The following is a 17,328-nucleotide window of genomic DNA, read 5'->3' as shown; positions in this document are numbered from 1 at the left end:
GTTGGCTCCGACCCGCCCTCCGTCCAGGCGGGCGCGCCGGGCGCCGGGCCCGACTCCTTATCCGCGTTGGTCGGCTCCCCGATCGCCCTGCGCGCCGCCCTGGACGACGCCGGCTACCTGGCCGACGACGGGCTGGCCACCGCCTTGTTCTGCGCGGCCCGGCTGCCCCAGCCGCTGCTGCTGGAGGGGGAGGCCGGCGTCGGCAAGACCGAGGCGGCCAAGGCGCTGGCCGGCGTCGTCGACACCCCGCTCATCCGGCTCCAGTGCTACGAGGGGATCGACGCCGCCGAGGCGCTCTACGAGTGGAACTTCCCCCGCCAGCTGCTGGCCATCCGGGCCGCCGAGGCGGCCGGCTCCCGCCTGGCCGAGACCGACCTGTTCACGAGGGACTACCTGATCGGCCGGCCGCTCCTGCGCGCCGTGGACCACCCCGGACCCCGCCCGGCGGTGCTGCTCATCGACGAGATCGACCGGGCCGACGACGAGTTCGAAGCGTTCCTCTTCGAGCTGCTGGCGGAGGGAAGCGTCACCATCCCCGAGCTGGGGACCCTCCGCGCCGCGCACCCCCCGATAGTGGTGCTGACCTCCAACCGGACCCGGGACCTCCACGACGCCCTCAAGCGCCGCTGCCTGTACCACTGGATCGACTACCCGGACCTGGAGCGGACCACCGCGATCATCCGCCGGCGGGTGCCGGGCGCGGCCGAGCCGCTGGCCCACCAGGTGGCCGCCGCGGTGCGCCGGCTTCGGACCCTCGACGTGCAAAAGCCGCCCGGCGTGGCCGAGGCGATCAACTGGGTACTGGCCCTCGACCTGCTCGGTGCCCGGGCCCTCGACGAGACCGCGGCGGCGGCGACCCTCGGGTCGGTTCTCAAATACCGGGAGGACATCGAGGCGATCGAGGAGAAGGGGATGACCTGGCTGGCCGGGCCCCGGTGACCCCCGCCCCCACCCCCGCCCCGAACCAGAGTCAGGGCCAGGACCTGGGCCCGGACCTGGCAGAGGTCGCGGCCCGCCTGGGATGGCTCCTGCACGCAGCCGGCGTGCCGGTCACACCGGAGCGCTCCGGCCGGCTGGCGGCCGCCATGACCCTCGCCGAACCGGCCACCACCTCCGAGCTGTACTGGACGGCGCGGGTCACGCTGGTGGGCGAGCAGGCCCACCTGGCGGTCTTCGACCGGGTGTTCGCCCAGGTCTTCGGCGGACTGGTCGACCCTGCCGACTACCGGGGAGATGCCCCGCCCGCCCCGACCGGCACGCCCGGGGAGACCCGCCCCCGCGAGCCGGGCAGCCGGGCCCGCAGCGTCGACGCCCCCGCGCCGCGCCCGTCGCTGCTCGGCGACTTGGACGGCGCCCCCGGCCGCGAAGACCCGTTGGAGGAACAAGAGACCGTCACTGCGGTGCTGAGCGGCGAGGAACGCTTGCGCAGCAAGGACTTTGCGTCCCTGACCCCCGACGAGCTGGCCCGCTTGCGGGCCCTGGCCGGGCGGATGGGATGGGTCGCCGCGCCCCGGTCCAGCCGCCGCTACTACCGCTCCGCCAACGGGCGCCGGCTCGACCTGCGAGCCACGCTGCGTCGCTCCCGGCGCACCGGCGGCGAACCGCTGGTGGCGGTCCGCCGGCGGCGCCGGAACCGCCCCCGCCGCCTGGTGCTGCTCTGCGACATCTCCGGGTCCATGGAGCCCTACGCCCGGGCCTACCTCCAGCTGCTGATGGGCGGGGTGGACGGCGCCCGGGCCGAGGCGTTCGTGTTCGCCACTCGCCTGACCCGGCTGACCAGGAGCCTGCGCGGCGCCCTGCCGGCGACCGCCCTCGAGCGGGCCGGGCGGGCCGCCCCGGACTGGTCCGGGGGGACCCGAATCGGCGATGCGGTCAAGGCGTTCAACGACAACTACGGCCGGCGGGGCATGGCCCGGGGGGCGGTGATCGTGGTGCTCTCCGACGGGTGGGACACCGGCGACCCGAGGGTCCTGCAGGAGGAGATGACAAGGCTGCGCCGCCTGGCCCACCGGGTGATCTGGGTCAACCCCCGCAAGGCCGCACCTGGCTACGCGCCGCTCACCGGTGGCATGGTCGCGGCCCTGCCCCACGTCGACGTGTTCGTGAGCGGGCACTCCCTCGTCGCGTTCGACGAGGTGCTCGACGCCATCGCTTCTTCGGAGACCGTCGAGGGTAGGGTCCGGCCATGACCTCGATACCCGAATCCCACCAGGACCTCCTGCAGTCGATGGTCGCCACCCTGGCCACCGTCGGCACCGACGGGCGGCCTCAACTGTCCGCCGTGTGGTTCCTCGCCGAGGGCGACACCATCCGGATCTCGCTCAACGAGGACCGCCAGAAGACCAAGAACCTCCACGCCAACCCGGCGATGACGGTCTTCATCCTCGACCTGGCCAACCCGTTCCGTTACCTCGAGGTACGCGGCGACGCCCGCATCGAAGCGGACACCGACTACGCGTTCGCCAGCAAGGTCGGCGAGAAGTACTCGGCCGACGTCCGCGCCTACGACCGGCCGGGGACGTCCCGGGTCGTGGTCACCCTCGACCCGGTGCGGGTCAACGCCGTCGACATGAGCGCCGGCTGAGCCACCCCGGCAGCAAAACCCGGACGAGGCCGATAACCCCGGCGGCTACTCGCCGGTCGACCCGTCGGTGGCCTCCCGCAGCAGATCGGCGTGGCCGGCGTGGCGGGCGGTCTCCTCGATGAGGTGCAGGAGCACCCACCGCAACGAGAACCGCCGCCCGTCGCGCAGCGGCTGCACCGACAGCTGCTCGGGACCCGCCGCCCGGGCGATGACCTCGTCGCTGTGCCGGCACGCCTGGCGGTAACGCTCCCGCAGCTCCTCGGGGTCCATGCCGGCGGCGGTGTGAAACTCCCATTCCGGGTCGGCGTCGAAGTCGACCCCGGCCCACGGCTGGCGTTCCGCCACGCCGGCGAAGCGCACCTCCATCCAGCTCTCCTCCACCAGCGCCAGGTGGTGCAGCAGCCCGGCCAGCGTGAGGGTGGAAGGCGGCTGCTGGCCGGTGAGGTCCCCGACAGCGGCCTTGGCGAGGACCGTGGCCCGCTGATATTCGAGGTAGGCGGTGAGGAGCTCGAGCTCCCCGCCCTGCGGGTTCGGGTCGGAGCGCATGCTGCAGTGTGGCAGGGACCACGGGCCTTTACGGCCGCTGGCGTCACCGGCAGACGCGCCCGGCGCGAGGTGCCGAGGATGCTTGACGAACACACACCAGGGCGGTAGCCCTACAACCATGGTCGCGCCTGTGGCCGGTTGAGGAGGAACCATGTCGGAGCAGCCCGCGCCCGCCGGCCGGATCGTGCCGCCCGGCCGCCTCGGTGACCCAGCCATGTCGCTCGGCACCGACCCCCGGGCCGACCCCAGGATGGTGGCGGCGATGAGGCCGCTCGGCATCGACCGGCTGGCGCCGCCGCTGCCCTTCGGTCCCGACGCGCCCTTGGAGCAGATCCTGCAGCTGACGTTCATGGCCGAGGACGGCAACGACGCGGCGTTCGCCGCGCTCCTCGAAGGTCTGCCGCCGGCTGAGGGCGTTACCAGCGAGACGCGGGTCATCGCCGGCACCGGCGGCCAGGAGATCACCCTCTTCATCCACCGCCCCGCCGCCGGCGGCCGCCGGATTCCCGGCGTGGTGCACCTCCACGGCGGCGGCATGACCATCCTGACCGCGGCCGACGCCACCTACACCCGCCTGCGCGACGAGCTGGCGGCGACCGGGATGGTGGTGGTCGGGGTGGAGTTCCGCAACGCCGGTGGCAAGCTCGGTCCCCACCCGTTCCCCGCCGGCCTCGACGACTGCGCCGCCGGCGTTCGCTGGGTCCACGCCCACCGCGACGAGCTGGGCATCGGCAAGCTGCTGGTGGCGGGGGAGTCCGGCGGCGGGAACCTGACCCTGGCGGTCACCCACCGGGCTCGACGGGAGGGATGGCTCGACGCCATCGACGGCGTGTACGCCCAGTGCCCGTACATTTCGGGGATGTGGGCGGCCCCGCCCGCCGAGCTGCCGTCGCTGCGGGAGAACGACGGCTACTTCATCGGCTGCGGGATCATGGCCCTCATGGCCCGGGCCTACGACCCCGACGGGGTCCATGCCAACGACCCGGAGTGCTGGCCCTACGCCGCGAGCTTGGACGACCTTCGGGGCATGCCGCCGCACGTGATCTCGGTCAACGAGCTCGACCCGCTGCGCGACGAGGGCCTGGCCTATTACCGCCGGCTGGCCGCGGCCGGGGTGGCGGTCACCGCCCGGACCGTCAACGGCACCTGCCACGCCGGGGACCTGATCTTCGCCAAGGCCCTCCCCGAGACCCACGCCGCCAGCGTCCGGGACGTCAAGGGCTTCGCCGACAGCCTCTGAACCGCCGGGCGTTCACGCCCATCCGGCGGGATGGCCGGCGGCCTCTACCGCCGGGTTCGCGTGCGCCACCCGGCCTCCTCGTCCCACGACTCGATGACCAGATGGTCGGCGGGCGCGCCGACGTAGGTCAAGGTGGCCTCGGTGATGTCGAGACGGAAGTAGCCGGCCCCCGGATAGGGGTTCTCGCTCGGCGGGCTCGTCTCGACCAGACGACCAGCCAGCTTGGCGTCGCCCTCCCAGGTGCCGGGCTCGCCGGGAGGCTCGAGGGTCGGGCAGTGGATGGCGACCCGCGGGTCGCGCCGCACGTCGAGCAGCTTCACCGACCCGCCACTCATGCCGAGCGTGGCCTCGCCGTCGCGGAACTCCAACTCGGTGGCGCTGATGCGGGGCGAACCGTCCCGCCGGAGGGTGGCGATGGTCTTGTTGGTGCCGGCGTCGAAGCGGGCCCGGATCCGGGCCGCGAACTCGGGGACATCGTCTTCGATCTCGAGCCAGGAGGCCATCGTTCCACGGTTACCGGTCCGGCACCGGCGCGCAAGGGGACGGCAGAGCGTGCTGGTGCCCGGCGCCGGTCTCTAGGCTCGGGACATGGCAGGGCGCTGGATGCTCAACCGGGGCGGGATCCTCAACGTCTACCAGTACGACGACGAGATCCTGCACTTCGCCGGCGGGCGTCTCCTCCTCCGGGGAGTCAACGGGTCGGGGAAGTCGACGGCGATGAACATGCTGCTGCCGTTCCTCCTCGACGGCGACACCAGGCGCATCGACGCCGCCGGCGAGCAGACCGCGGTCCTCAAGTCCTGGATGCTGGCCGGCCGTGAGGACGCGCAGCCCATCGGCTACTTGTGGCTGGAGGTCGACAAGGACGGCGAGCACCTGAGCTTCGGCTGCGGGATCAAAGCCAACCGCGCCAGTGACACGGTCACGACGTGGTGGTTTGTCACCTCGCGCCGCCCCGGCGTTGACCTGCACCTGGTCGAGGGCCGCACCCCGCTGAGCATGGAGAGCCTGCGCGCCGAGCTCGGGGCCGACCCGGTATACCGCCACGACCAACGCAGCCTCTACCGCAGCGAGCTGCGAAACCGGCTTTACGGCGGCGCCGACCTGGAGCAGCACATCCGGCTCCTGCACATCGTGCGCAGCCCCCGGGTCGGCGACCGGATCGACGTCGAGCTGCCCGGCCACCTCCACGACGCCCTACCCCCACTGTCGGAGCAGGCCCTCCAGGATGCCGCGCAACCGCTCGACGAGCTCGAGGAGCACCGGCGCAACGTCGCCGAGCTGACCCGCACCGCAGCCGCCCTCGACTCGTTGCTCGAGATGTACACCGAGTACATCCGGGGTGATCTGCGCAGGCGCGCCGCAGAAGCTGCCGAGCTGGCGGCCGCGGAAGCGCGGGCCAAGCGGGAGTCGACCCGGGCTGACGCCGAGGCCGCGGCCGCGGCGGGGGAGGAGACCGCCGGACGCCAGCGGGTGGAGGAGCTGGTCGCAGGGGAGCGCCGCGTTCGAACGGAGATCGAGGCGCTGGAGGCGTCGCCCGCGTACGCCGAAGGCCGAGCGCTGGAGGACCTGCGGGCACACGTGGCCACGCTCCAGGCGGCGGTGGAGCGCGCCGCCGCCCAGCACCAGGATCGCCGCGCCGTGTCGGACGCGGCCGCTGCCGAGCTGGACCGCGGCCGGCGCCGGGCCACCGAGGACCACCGCGAGCTGCTCGGCCGGATGGGCGAGCTGTCGGCGGCGGTGGTCCACGCCGGCCTGTCCGCCGACGTTCCAGACATCCCGGCCGCCGCCGGCCCCGCCGACGTGCCCGGCCCCGACGACGCGCCCGCCCGTGCCAGCGCGGTGGTCCGCAACGGGCTTGCGCACCTGCGCGCCGCGGTCAACCACCGCAGGGGTGATCTCGACGAGGTGCGCACCGAACTCGGCCGGGTGGACGGCGTCGAGCGGCAGGTGCAGCGCGCCGCGTCCGACCTGGAGGCCGCCCGCAGCGACGACGCCGCCAGGCGCGACGCTCACACCGAGGCCCGCGTCCGGCTGGCTGCCGCCACCGGAGAGTGGCGATACGCCCTGATCGCATGGGCCGCCGACCACGACCGGCACCGCCATGAGGTCGGCCTGGACCCAGGCGACGCGGCCCCTCCGGGCGGCCCGGGCGGCATCCCCGGCTTGCCGCATGAGTTGGCCGGCGGTCGTGGCCCGGTCCTCGCTGCTCTCGGCGACGCCATCGCCGGGACCATCGACCATCACCGGCGAGGCATCGCCGGTCTCGACGCCGCTCGCTCCGCCGCGGCCGACGAGGTGTCGCAGGCCGAGTCCCGCCTCGCTGCCCTGGAGGCCGCGACGCTCCCGACGCCGCCCGGGCAGGACTGGCAGCGTGCCGATCGTGGCACCGTCCTGGCCGAGGCCATTGACTTCCGGGACGGCGTCGACGCCGAGCGACGCGCCGGGCTGGAGGCGGCCATGGAGGCCGCCGGGCTGCTCGGCGCCGAGTTGGCTGCTGGCGGTCACCTCCAGAGCGCGGACGGGAGCCTCCTGGTCACGGCCGGTCCGGCCGTCGCCCACCCCCTTTCGCAGTGGCTGGCGGTCGACGCCGAGCTGGACGGCAGCCCCGACGGCGAAGCGGTACGCCGCCTCCTCGAGAGCATCTCGGGCGACGGCAACCTTCTCGACGGCAGGCTCAACGCCGGTGAAGGCAGCGACGGAGGCGACGGCGCTGACCCGGTCGGCGGGGGCGCGGACACCGTCGTCACCGTCGACGGGCGGTTCAGGGTGGGTCGCCTGCAGGGGCGTCACCGCAAGGAACGCGCCGAGCACATCGGCAGCAGCGCCAGACGGGCGGCGCTCGAGCGGCAGCGGGCCGAGGCGCGCTCGGTGGTCGCCGCCGCCCGCCAGGCGCTCGAGGCGACCGACGCCGCGCTGACCGTAAGCCGTCGCGCCCTCGAGGACGCCATCGCCTTGCGGGCCCGCATCCCCGCCGGCGACGACGTCGCGCGGGCCGTCGTCGCCGTGGAGATCGCCGAGGCCGCAGCCCAGGCTGCGAGAGGGATGCTCGAGGCGCGCAACCAGGCCCTGCAGCTGGCCGACAGCCTGCACGCCGAGGCCGTCGACAAGGCCCGCCGGGTGGCAGCCAACCTGGGCCTCCCTCCGGCTGAGGAGGGCCTCCGGCAGGTAGCCGCCGACCTGCAGGGGGTGGAGGGGCTCTGCGGTGACGTCGACGCCCGCCTGACCGTGTGGGTCCGAGCGGAGGCCGACGCCGCCCGGGCCGGCGAGCGGGTCCGGGCGGCGTCGGCAGCGCAACGGGAGGCGGCCGCTCACCTCGCCGCGAGCCGGGGTCAGCTCGACCCGATGGCGGCCCGCCTGGCAACGCTGGAGGACAGCATCGGGACGGCCTACGCCGAGGTCCTGCAAGCGTTGCAATCCTGCCGGGCCGACGCCTTGGCGGTCGCGACGGACTTGGAGGCGGCCCGTCAGGCTGTCACCGATGCCGCGGCGCGCCACGCCGCGGCGGTCGCCCGGGCCGACGAGCGCCGCCGGGCGGCAGATTCGGCCAGCCACGCCTGCGCCGCCGCCCTGCCAGGTGTTCGGGCGGCGCTGGCCGTCCCCGGTGTGCTCGACGCGGCCACCGACGAGCCCGAGGTCCTTCGCCAACCGGTGGAGGAGACCCCGGTGGGGTTGCGCACTCTGGTGCAGCGGATCGAGGGCGCCGTCCCGGCGCCGCGGCGGCCGGGTGTGACCGCCGACAGCGTTCGCCAGTCGCTGCGGCAGCGACGTGACGCCCTCAGCGCCGGATGGGACGCCGAGGATCGCCAACCCGACGAGCGGCTCCCCCTGACCATCGACGTCACCGGGCCCGCCGCCCAGCTGCCCCTCGTGCAGGCCGCCCGGGTGGTGACCACCCAACTGGGTGACCTCACCAGCCTCCTCTCCAGCGAGCAGGACGCCGCCCTCCGCAACCTCCTGCAGGGTCTCGTCGCCCGGGAGGTGGCCGAGAAGCTCCACGCCGCCGGGGACCTGGTGGCCCGGATGAACGCCCGCCTGGACGCCATCACGACCGCGCACGGCATCGGCGTGTCGCTGCGCTGGCGCCGCAAGGACGACCTCGACGGCGAACTGACGACCACCATCGACCTCCTGTCGAGACCGCCGGATCTGCGAACCGCCGGCGAGGACCAGCGGCTGCGCGCCGCCTTGTCCGCCCGCCTAGACGCCGCCCGCCGGGACCGGCCCGAGGCCCCCTACCGTGACCTGGTCGGCGACGTCCTCGACTACCGCAACTGGTTCGACATCACCGTCATGCTCCGCCGGCCAGGACGCCCCGTGGAGCGGCTCACCCGGCGCAGCGCGCTGTCGGAGGGGGAGAAGAAGATCGTCTGCTATCTGCCGCTGTTCGCGGCGGTGGCCGCGTCGTGCGACTCGCTCGCCGAGGTGGCCCCCGAGGCGCCCCGCTTCCTGCTCCTGGACGACGCGTTCGCCAAGGTGTCCGAGGACAATCATCCCAAGCTGTTCGGCCTGCTCGTGGAGCTCGACTTGGACTTCATCGCTACCAGTGAACGGCTGTGGGGGACCCACGCCACGATCCCCGAACTGGCCATCACCGAGGTCATCCGCGACGCGGGGCTCGGCGTCATCGTCCTCGAGCACTCCCGCTGGGAGCGCAACGCCGGACTGACCCCGTGTTGAGCGGCCACCGGCCGCCCGGCGCCGACGGAGGGGCCGAGGGTGAGGGTGAGGGTGAGGGTGAGGGTGAGGGTGAGGGCATAGGGGGTCCGGCTGGACCCGATCCCGACGCCGGCCGGCGTCTGTTCCGCTACGTCACCGCCGACGAGTGGCGCGACTACCGCCGGATCATGGCCGTGTTCGCCGGGACGTTCTTCTCGGAGTTCAGTCCCGAAGAGGTGGCCGCGGTCCTGGCTTCAGCCGGCGAGGAGATCGACACCGGGACCGCCGCCGAACGCCTCGAGAGCCTCCGACGGTGGGGCAACCTGACGGTGTCGTCGGCGACAGGCACTCCGAGCAGTCTCGCCGACTACTACCGGCGCCGGAACCGCTACCTGATCACCTCCGCCGGCCAGGAGGTCCACGAGGTCGTCGAAGGGGTGCTCGGCCGCGTCGACGTGGTCCGAGACGTCTCGACCGGACGCTTGCGCCAGCTTCTCGACGCTCTGCGGGCCCTGCACGCCGTCGACGCCTCGACCGCCGACGCCCAGCGCCTGGCTGACCTGGTCGGGGCCGTGTTCGACCCCCATGAGGCCTTCACTTCTGAGATCACGCAGTTCTTCGCCGCGATCAACCAGTGGCAGACCCGCTACGACTTGAGCCCCGAGGAGCTCGGGTTCTTCGCCAGGGTGCTCGTCGACTACGTGACCGAGCGGCTCGAGGAGATCGAGCGGATCACCCGTCCGGTCGCGGCGGCGATCGCGGCCGTCCAACCGGCGCTGCCCGCCATCTTGGAGCGCGTCAACCGGGGCCTCGCCGGGCGGGTGGAGGCGGCCGGCATGACCGGTGCGGTGAACGTCGCGCAGCGCCCCGGGACCCGGGCCGAGGATTGGCAGCACCTCGCCGGCTGGTTCGTGGGTGAACGCCTCCGACCGGCCCGCATCGACCGGCTGCGCTCCGACGCGGTGGCCGCAGTGCGCACGCTGACCATGAACCTCACCCGCCTGTCGCGGGTCGGGTCGGGCGCGTCATCTCGGCGCGCTGACCTGTTACGCCTGGCCCGGATGGTGTCGGAGGCGGGCTCGTCGGAGGACGTCAACCGCCTCATCAACGCCGGGTTCGGTCTTTACGCCGCCAACCATCTCGGGGTGACGGCGTCCGACGCCGCGGACCCGGTGGCGTCGAGCACCTCATGGTGGGACGCGCCCGAGGCCGAAGTGGCGGTGTCGCTCCGGGAACGGGGCGACACCGCGGCGCGCGGCGCGCCGACGCCGCTACCCGACCGCTCCGGCGCCCGCCGCGAGGTGGAGCAGCGGAGGAGAAAGGAGCGCGAGGCCGGGTTGCGCCTCGACCTCGAGCTCCTCGCTGCGCGCCCCCTCGACGGCTGCCGGATCAGCACCGCCGCCCTCAACCGACTGCAGCACCTGGTGGGCAGCGCGCTCACCCGGATGCCCCGCGGCGCGGCCGGCGCCACGATCGAGGAGGGGTCGCTGGCCTGCACGCTGCAGCGGCGCGCCGGTGCCACGACCCGCCTCACCTCGCCGGAGGGGACACTCACCCTCCTCGATCTCGACGTCGCTCTGGAGCGGCGCGTGCCGGTGCCGGTGCCGGTGCCATGAACAGGCCCGACAGCGACCCGCAGGCGGCAACCGAACGCCGCAGCGCCGCCCGCGTGCTGCTAGCCGCCCCACTCACCTGCCGAGAACACGACCCGGCCAGCTTTGCCCTCATCCGCCGCCACGAGGCGGAGCTGGACCGGGCCTTCACCCAAAGACTCGGCTACCGCCTGGACGTGGACGCGGACACCGCCCGTCTGTACAAGAGCGGCGTGGCAAGTGCCCGGCCGTTGCGGACTGCCAGCGGCCGCGCCCTCTACCAGCTGGAGCTGGCGGTGCTGGTCCTGGTGCTGGCCACCACCGTCGCCGGCCCGGCGGTCATCAGCCTGCGGGACCTGGTCGACGCCATCCGCTCCTCCGCGGTGGACGCCGGCGTCGAGCTGCCCTCCGACCTGAGCGGGCGGCGTGCCCTCGTCACCGCGCTGCGCTGGATGATCGACCACGGCCTGGCGGTGGAGCTGCACGACCACGTCGACGCCTACGCCAGGGACGAAGGAGCGGACGCCGTTTTGCGCCTGCGCCCGGACCGGATCGCTTCGCTGGCCCTGCCAGCCCTCTCCGCTCCCGACGCGGCGTCGCTGCTGGCCGCCGCCGACCGGCGTGGTGCCACCAGGCAGTGGTTGCGGGCACGGTTGGTAGAAGAACCGGTCCTCTACCGCGACGACCTCACCGAGGCCGAGTGGAGCGAGCTGCGCCGCCGCCTCGGCGACGAGGCCCGCTACCTGGAGGAGACGTTCGGGCTCTTGCTCGAAGCTCGGGCCGAGGGGGTCGCCGCCATCGACCCGAGCGGCGACCTGGCCGACACGCGGTTCCCGGCCGGCGGCACCGAAGGGCACGCAGCGCTGCTGCTCATTGCGGTCATGCGCGCCCGAGCCGGGGGGTGGTGGGATCCGGCAGAGATCGACGCGGTGATCGGGCGTCTGGCCGGCACCCACGCCCGGCACTGGGCCAAGGACCTGGTGGGTGCCCCGGACCGCTTGGCACGTCGGGCCGTCGATCTGCTGGTCGGCATGCGCCTCGCCGAGCACCGGGACAACCCGCCTGGCGTGCGCCTCCTGCCGGCCGCCGCCCGCTTCGCACCGGCGGCGGCGCAGGACACGCTGCTGTGACCGGCGGATCCCGAGCGCCAGTGGAGGGGTCGTTGGCCGACCCGGCGCTGGCAGGGTTCTGGCGCGCTGTGAAGGATCGTCTCGAGCGGACCGGGTTGGACCACCGGGGTCGGCTTCGGGTGCCGGCCCTCACCTCCCAGGGACGGTTCCTGCTGAAGGGCCTGACTGGCGCCGAGGTCGGCGCCACCGTCGACCTGGCGCTACTGGAGGCCAGACTGCGGGCCTTGGGCGCCGGCGACGACCTCGAGGCCGTCCTCGCCGGGGTGGGGTGCGCGGTGTCGAAAGAGCCGGCCCGCAGGCGGGAGGCCCGCCGGCGGATGGCCGAGGCCCGCAGCGCCGCCCGCTACGAAGTGGCCGGGTGGCCCGAGCCGTGGGCTGGCGAGTGGATCGATTCGGTGGTGCGCGCCGGCACCCTCGCCGGCCTCGACACGGAGCAGGCCGTCGGGTTCATCAGGAGGGTCCGGGCCGTGCTCTCGGCTGTCGAGCTGGGTGACGCCCGCAGCCGGGTCGACCTGGCCGCCACGGTCCTCGCGTCCGCCCACGCCCTGGACTGGGGCACCCGGGAGGAGGCTGCGGTCACCAAGGCCCTCGAGGTCCGCCACGACCAGATCGGCCGGCGGGCGTGGGAGGCGGCGGGTGTCGAGCTGGACCTCGTCTCGGCCCCGGTCCTCACCTTCGGGCTGCGCCTGAGCACCGAGTCGCCGTTGGCGCCCTTGGTGGCCACCGCGCTCGAACTGCGAATCCCGCTCCACCTGACGCAGATGGCGCTCCGGTCGCACCCGGTGGCCCTCGCAGCTGGCACCGACGTCCTCGTGGTGGAGAACCCCCGCGTGGTCGAGGCCGCGGCGCAGCGCGGCACGCCACACCCGGTCGTGGCGCTGAACGGCAACCCTTCAACCACCGCTGTCGTCTTGCTCGAGCAGCTGCTCGCTGCCGGGGCCCGCCTCCGCTATCACGGCGACTTCGACGCATCGGGGCTGCGGATCTGCGCCCGGATGCACCGGATGGGGCTGGTTCCGTGGCGGATGGACGCCATCGACTACCTGGCCGCGCTCGACGCGGCGTCCGGCGTCGCCGACCTCCCTACTGACACCCACCGGGCTCCACCCACCCCGTGGGACGCGGCTTTGCAGGAGACCTTCGACCGGGAGCGGAAGGTCGTGCACGAGGAGCGGCTGCTCGACCAGCTCCTCGGCGAAACTGGCTCGCCGGTCCGCGAGGGCTGAAACGCAACGCGCCGGCGCCCGGGCGGTCGCCGGCGATCGAGCGGTTCACGGGTCCACCGGCGCCGGCGGGATCACCGCTGCCGGGACGGTCACGGCCCACCTACCTGCGCAGCGGCGGCACCTCGGCTAGTCTGTCGACCTGCTGCGAGCGTAGTTCAGAGGCAGAACATCAGCTTCCCAAGCTGAGAACGCGGGTTCGATTCCCGTCGCTCGCTCTCGGAAACCTCCTGGTCAAGGGTGGTTTCTGGATTGATACCGGGTGCGGGTAGGGGTATTTCTCGGACGTCGATGGCGCACAGATGGCGCAGCAGCGGGAGGTCCGGTCCGCCTTCTAGGCGAGTTGCGGCCAATAGAACTTCGTCGAGTGCGGCGGCAATCACGGCATCTCGACGCACTGCGGCGTGCTGATAGCGCTGCGCTGCGGCCGGGGATGCGTGGCCGAGCCGGGCCATCAGTTCCCGGACGCTGGCGCCTTGCTGGGCGGCGAGGGTGCCGGCGGCGTGGCGCAGGTCGTGGAGGTGGAGGTCCGGGACGCCGACCTCGGCCCGGGCGAGGTGCCAGGCCTTGTAGAGGGTGGCCCGGCGGAGTCCTTCCGACAGGGGTCCGGTGAATACCGGGGCGGTGGCGTCGGCGTCAACGTAGCGGGAGAGGTGCTCGACCAGGGCGGCGGTGACCATGGTCGGGAGGTGGACGATCCGCCGGCCGGCGTCGGTCTTGGGTGCGGTGGTGACCCGCGCCCCTTTCTTGAGTTCCACGGTTTGGCGGACCACCCGGACCTGGTGGTGTTCGATGTCGATGTCGCAGCGCTGGAGGCCGAGAAGCTCGCCGAGGCGGAGACCACCGAACCCGGAGAGCAGCACGAGGGCGCTGTAGCGCTCCTCGATCGCCCCGGCGAGGCGCAGCACGATGTCGGCGTCGACGAAGGGCCGTTCCGGGCTGCGCTCCACGCCGGCCCCGCGGATCTTGCACGGGTTGGAAGCGATGCGCTCGTCCTCCACCGCGGTGTTGAGGATCACCCGCAGCAGCCGGTAGGCCTTGGCCGCGGTGATGGCGCCGGCCTGGTCGGTGACCGCTGCATGCCAGCGGCGCACGTCCTCGATCCGCAGCGACGACAGCGTGCGGGTCCCGAGCCTCGGCAGGATGTGGCGGTTCATCATGTCCCGGTAGAACTCGACGGTCCTGGGCGCCAGCGGCTGGCCGTCGGGCTTGCGTCGCATGGCCAGCCAGGCGGGGGCGTACTCGACGATGGTGATGTTGCCCCGCTGCGGGTCGAGCAGCGGGCCGGCGTCCTCTTCGGCCTCGATCCGACGTCGGAACGCGTCGGCGTCCCGAGCACGAAGGAAGCTGCGCTTGCGCTGCGCTCCTCCCACCCGCCAGCGGACGTCGTAGCGGGCCTCGCCGCTGGGGGTCAACCGTTTCTGAACGTGAGCCATGTGCTGCGTCCGCCTGTCAGACGTGCTCGGAGAGCTGGAGCGCCGGAGGAGCGACCGGCGATGACGGCTCCTCGCTGCCCGATCCTACGACCGCGTCGCGACCGGCACCGCCCCGGTCGCCGGCCCGACGGCCGGGGCGGCGCCGGAGCCGTTCCACCAGGTCGTCGATCGCTCCTGCGGGGACCCGGACCGACCGGCCGACGTGTACCACCTCGAGCTCGCCACTGTCGATCAGCCGGTAGACGCTCGAGCGGCCGACACCCAACCGGGCGGCGGCCTCGGGGACGGTGAGCAGCGCCGGTGCAACCGCGGGCGCCTCGGATGGGGCTGGTGTCGTGGGCGGCTCCTGCGGGCTGCCGTAGATGGTCGTGTCCGCACCGGCCGCCACCACCGTGAGCCCGGCACTCTCCAGTGTGAGCGCCAGCTCCGGGGTGACCGGGCCGTGAACGACAACGATGCGGGTGGACATCATGGGTCTTGCCTCCGTCTCAACTGGTGGACGAGGGCATATGGGGAAACGAACTGGCGATATGCAACATCCGCCGCCTTCTCCCAGCCACGGGACGTAGCTCGAGCCCCAACAGGACGACCGGCGGCGCTCAGCACGCTGGGGCTCACACCAGGATCCTTGGTGGCCGTTCGTTCCCGACCGTCAGCCACACCATCCTCCGCAACTATCCCTGGCGGGCAGGCTGTTCGAGAGCTCCGAACCACAACAGATCGCCGGTTCGGTCGTCCGCTGATGGCCACTTCCGGCCCTCCAGCGGCGTCGTTCTGCGCGCCGGCGCCCCCACCGGGACCTTGTCAAGGATTCGGCGCGCACGCTCGACATGGCTGGCCCCTCGACGGGATCCGCTGGGGGCGGCCCGAACGCATCTAGCCGCTGAGAGGGTCGTCGGTGCTCTCGGTGTCAGCGAGACCGAGGAGGTAGTCGAACAGGATCCCGGCGCCGGTCTGCGCTCCGTCGAGTTCGACGTCGACGCCATCGAAGTCCGGGTTGGTCTGCACGTCGATGCCGATCCAGAACCGGTCCAGGGCAGCCATGACATCGCGGAGGTCTGAAAGGACGCACGTGTCGACTTCGGCGTCGAGGTTGACTAGGAGGTTGGCCAGCTCGTGTGCGATCTTATGGCGGTGCGCCCGGATTTTCTCCAAGGCCTGGACATGCTCCGGGTGCAATGCGTCCATACTGACAAGCCAGGCCACTGACGCCTGGAACGGTTTACCGGGGGCGAGGGCGAGGACATGGGTCTCGTACCCAGAGTCGGGGGCGGGGCGTAGCCCGAGGGTGAAGAAGCCGCGTACGCCGTCCATGATCGACGATCTGACCAGCTCATAGCCGGTGAGGATGGCACCGGCCTGCACGAGGGAACGGCGGACGGTCTCTGGGGCTAGCTTGCCGGCGAGCCGGTCTCGGTAGTCGTCGTCCACGGCCAGGAAGTCAAGCCGACCGACAGGCAGGTGACCAGCGATTCCCTCCGCTTAGCGGACGAACCGTCGGGCGGATCGTCCAGTTCGAAGGCAGGCCTTGGACTAGGCCGTGGGGATTGGTGTGTGTCTGCGACATCGCGGGCGATCGGGAAGGCCTCTAGCGTGGCAGCCTGTGGAGCTAGATCCCCCCGAGATCGAGACCGACGACCCGTTCGATGGCATCAGCGGCCCGTATGTCGCAACATTCACTGGTCGCATTCCCTTCCTGCTCGGCATACCGGACCACCTCGGGCACACCGTCACCTTCCCCCATGCGTTCGTTGACCCAGCGGCAACCAAGGTCTTCGGCCCTCACCCCACAATCAATATTCGAGTCTTCACCAATAGGACCGCTGGCATCCCAATGCGGCCTCTTGGGGCGGCCCCCACTCTTAAGCGATATTATAACCACGACGCTTCGGAGGGGCCCGCGGAGCGCTTCGCCGAGAACAAACTCGCCGAATATGAGCAGTGGGTCACGCTAGAGACGCAGGGGGCCATTGCCCAAGGCGAGGGTCCTGCAGACAAAAGGTTATACGTTTCACCGTTGTTTGAGCTTCTTCAGTCTTTTCCTTCAGGCCGTGATGGTCGCGACGCAGGACTTCCGTCTGCGTACGGTCGTCGCTCAGGACTTTAAGCCCGGCATCGTAATCGGGGCGATCACTCTCCACGATCGCAAGTGGCATCATGTCACCGACATGATGATGTTTCCGGATTTCCATTTGAGGCAGAAGATGCTGAGCAAGGCTCCATTCACCGAAGCGCAGTTCAAGGATGGTCTGAGGCGAGTGCAGAACGACGCGCCCTTCATTCGTGCATTGCTCTGGCTGGGCCGAGTTGATGACACTCTGCAGCGGACGGGTGACGCCCCGAGTGCAATCGTGGGACTACAAACGGCTGCAGAGGCCCTCCTCTTTGACACCTATCGCATGCTCTTGGTCGACGAGGGCGCACAAAGCGAGAAATCGACGAGGAACTCGCTAACGAACCCGCCTTTGCGCCGCTGGTCAAGACATTATGGAAGAACAAACTTGGGGGTCAGTGGGACGCTATAGTGCCGTCCACGCCGCTCGGCAGGTACTGGGAGAAGCTCTACCAGGTCCGAAACGGCACGGTACATAGGGGCTTCCAGCCGCACTATGGGCAGGCGGAGGAAGCGCGCAACGCCTACACGGAGCTCTTTGAGTACGTTGCCGGGCGACTTCGAAGCAAGTGCCGCCGCTACCCTCGGACGCTCATGGCACTGCTGGGTGAGGAAGGCCTGCGGGAGCGCGGTTGGCTCGGCGTCTGGATGAGCAGATTCGCGTCGGATACGAAGGCCGAGCGTACTTGTTTAGCGAGGTGTTGGTCGCGCGGTGAGTGAGGGTCCACCACGGAGCGCGCGACGCCGGGCAGGCTGGTGGGGTGGACGCCGCCGATCGCCTCGCCGTGTTGGAGGCGGCGGTGGC

General features: G+C 71.9%; 14 protein-coding genes, 1 tRNA gene and 1 pseudogene. 11 read left to right on the top strand and 5 right to left on the bottom strand.

The annotated features are described in order from the left end of the window. Positions 1 to 66: 66 nt before the first annotated feature. From K6U06_RS19520 to K6U06_RS19510, 3 genes are read left to right on the top strand one after another with little or no spacing between them, the layout of a single operon-like run. Positions 67 to 939 (top strand): AAA family ATPase, encoded by an 873-nt coding sequence (locus tag K6U06_RS19520; RefSeq protein WP_410051104.1) that lies wholly within the window; start codon positions 67 to 69, stop codon positions 937 to 939. Then, positions 936 to 2,189, top strand: a complete 1,254-nt coding sequence (locus K6U06_RS19515) for a vWA domain-containing protein (protein WP_262323647.1) — start codon at positions 936 to 938, stop codon at positions 2,187 to 2,189. The genes K6U06_RS19520 and K6U06_RS19515 overlap by 4 nt, the downstream gene beginning before the upstream one ends. Further along, positions 2,186 to 2,584, top strand: coding sequence for a PPOX class F420-dependent oxidoreductase (locus K6U06_RS19510; protein ID WP_262323646.1), 399 nt, complete (start codon positions 2,186 to 2,188; stop codon positions 2,582 to 2,584). Before K6U06_RS19515 ends, K6U06_RS19510 begins: the two co-directional genes overlap by 4 nt. Positions 2,585 to 2,629: 45 nt before the next feature. Here K6U06_RS19510 and K6U06_RS19505 read toward each other — a convergent pair whose 3' ends face one another. After that, positions 2,630 to 3,130 carry a DinB family protein gene (locus K6U06_RS19505; protein ID WP_262323645.1) on the bottom strand — a complete coding sequence of 167 codons (501 nt, stop codon included), beginning with the start codon at positions 3,128 to 3,130 and terminating at the stop codon, positions 2,630 to 2,632. Positions 3,131 to 3,281: 151 nt separating this feature from the next. On the opposite strand from K6U06_RS19505, the gene K6U06_RS19500 reads away from it, so the two are divergent. Beyond that, a complete protein-coding gene (locus K6U06_RS19500) occupies positions 3,282 to 4,370 on the top strand; it encodes an alpha/beta hydrolase (protein WP_262323644.1) in 1,089 nt (362 codons plus the stop codon). Between the two features lie 44 nt (positions 4,371 to 4,414). On the opposite strand, the gene K6U06_RS19495 is transcribed toward K6U06_RS19500, so the two are convergent. Further along, complete coding sequence (locus K6U06_RS19495) at positions 4,415 to 4,873, bottom strand: pyridoxamine 5'-phosphate oxidase family protein (RefSeq protein WP_262323643.1); 459 nt, start codon at positions 4,871 to 4,873, stop codon at positions 4,415 to 4,417. Positions 4,874 to 4,958: 85 nt separating this feature from the next. On the opposite strand from K6U06_RS19495, the gene K6U06_RS19490 reads away from it, so the two are divergent. From K6U06_RS19490 to K6U06_RS19470, 5 genes are all read left to right on the top strand, one after another. Then, positions 4,959 to 9,050 (top strand): TIGR02680 family protein, encoded by a 4,092-nt coding sequence (locus tag K6U06_RS19490; protein ID WP_262323642.1) that lies wholly within the window; start codon positions 4,959 to 4,961, stop codon positions 9,048 to 9,050. Then, the gene (locus tag K6U06_RS19485) at positions 9,044 to 10,645 is read left to right on the top strand and encodes a TIGR02677 family protein (protein ID WP_262323641.1); all 1,602 of its coding nucleotides are present in this window, start codon (positions 9,044 to 9,046) and stop codon (positions 10,643 to 10,645) included. Before K6U06_RS19490 ends, K6U06_RS19485 begins: the two co-directional genes overlap by 7 nt. Further along, complete coding sequence (locus K6U06_RS19480) at positions 10,642 to 11,751, top strand: TIGR02678 family protein (RefSeq protein WP_262323640.1); 1,110 nt, start codon at positions 10,642 to 10,644, stop codon at positions 11,749 to 11,751. Before K6U06_RS19485 ends, K6U06_RS19480 begins: the two co-directional genes overlap by 4 nt. A 20-nt stretch (positions 11,752 to 11,771) precedes the next feature. Then, complete coding sequence (locus K6U06_RS19475) at positions 11,772 to 12,977, top strand: DUF2399 domain-containing protein (RefSeq protein WP_262323639.1); 1,206 nt, start codon at positions 11,772 to 11,774, stop codon at positions 12,975 to 12,977. 144 nt (positions 12,978 to 13,121) lie between these two features. Continuing rightward, positions 13,122 to 13,192, top strand: a tRNA-Gly gene (locus tag K6U06_RS19470). 240 nt (positions 13,193 to 13,432) lie between these two features. Here K6U06_RS19470 and K6U06_RS24835 read toward each other — a convergent pair. Then, positions 13,433 to 13,837 (bottom strand): annotated as a pseudogene (locus K6U06_RS24835) (tyrosine-type recombinase/integrase); the annotation flags it as partial. 46 nt (positions 13,838 to 13,883) lie between these two features. Here K6U06_RS24835 and K6U06_RS19465 point away from each other — a divergent pair. After that, positions 13,884 to 14,009: a hypothetical protein gene (locus K6U06_RS19465; protein WP_262323638.1), complete on the top strand. Its 126-nt coding sequence runs from the start codon at positions 13,884 to 13,886 to the stop codon at positions 14,007 to 14,009. Positions 14,010 to 14,426: 417 nt separating this feature from the next. On the opposite strand, the gene K6U06_RS19460 is transcribed toward K6U06_RS19465, so the two are convergent. Beyond that, positions 14,427 to 14,882, bottom strand: a complete 456-nt coding sequence (locus tag K6U06_RS19460) for a helix-turn-helix domain-containing protein (RefSeq protein ID WP_262323637.1) — start codon at positions 14,880 to 14,882, stop codon at positions 14,427 to 14,429. A 404-nt stretch (positions 14,883 to 15,286) separates the two neighbouring features. After that, positions 15,287 to 15,841 (bottom strand): hypothetical protein, encoded by a 555-nt coding sequence (locus tag K6U06_RS19455; RefSeq protein WP_262323636.1) that lies wholly within the window; start codon positions 15,839 to 15,841, stop codon positions 15,287 to 15,289. 590 nt (positions 15,842 to 16,431) lie between these two features. Here K6U06_RS19455 and K6U06_RS19450 point away from each other — a divergent pair. Then, positions 16,432 to 16,935, top strand: a complete 504-nt coding sequence (locus K6U06_RS19450; protein ID WP_262323635.1) for a hypothetical protein — start codon at positions 16,432 to 16,434, stop codon at positions 16,933 to 16,935. Positions 16,936 to 17,328: the final 393 nt, after the last annotated feature.

The sequence above is a fragment of the Acidiferrimicrobium sp. IK genome (assembly GCF_025499425.1).
Lineage (GTDB): Bacteria > Actinomycetota > Acidimicrobiia > Acidimicrobiales > Palsa-688 > Acidiferrimicrobium.
The sequence above is the reverse complement of the archived record's forward strand: the minus strand, read 5'-3'. Positions and strand labels throughout refer to the sequence as shown.

Coding starts and splice junctions, on each gene's coding strand:
- K6U06_RS19460 (WP_262323637.1), bottom strand. CDS start 14,882: ATGATGTCCACCCGCATCGTTGTCGTTCACGGCCCGGTCACCCCGGAG.
- K6U06_RS19480 (WP_262323640.1), top strand. CDS start 10,642: ATGAACAGGCCCGACAGCGACCCGCAGGCGGCAACCGAACGCCGCAGC.
- K6U06_RS19465 (WP_262323638.1), top strand. CDS start 13,884: ATGTCGGCGTCGACGAAGGGCCGTTCCGGGCTGCGCTCCACGCCGGCC.
- K6U06_RS19505 (WP_262323645.1), bottom strand. CDS start 3,130: ATGCGCTCCGACCCGAACCCGCAGGGCGGGGAGCTCGAGCTCCTCACC.
- K6U06_RS19510 (WP_262323646.1), top strand. CDS start 2,186: ATGACCTCGATACCCGAATCCCACCAGGACCTCCTGCAGTCGATGGTC.
- K6U06_RS19490 (WP_262323642.1), top strand. CDS start 4,959: ATGGCAGGGCGCTGGATGCTCAACCGGGGCGGGATCCTCAACGTCTAC.
- K6U06_RS19500 (WP_262323644.1), top strand. CDS start 3,282: ATGTCGGAGCAGCCCGCGCCCGCCGGCCGGATCGTGCCGCCCGGCCGC.
- K6U06_RS19495 (WP_262323643.1), bottom strand. CDS start 4,873: ATGGCCTCCTGGCTCGAGATCGAAGACGATGTCCCCGAGTTCGCGGCC.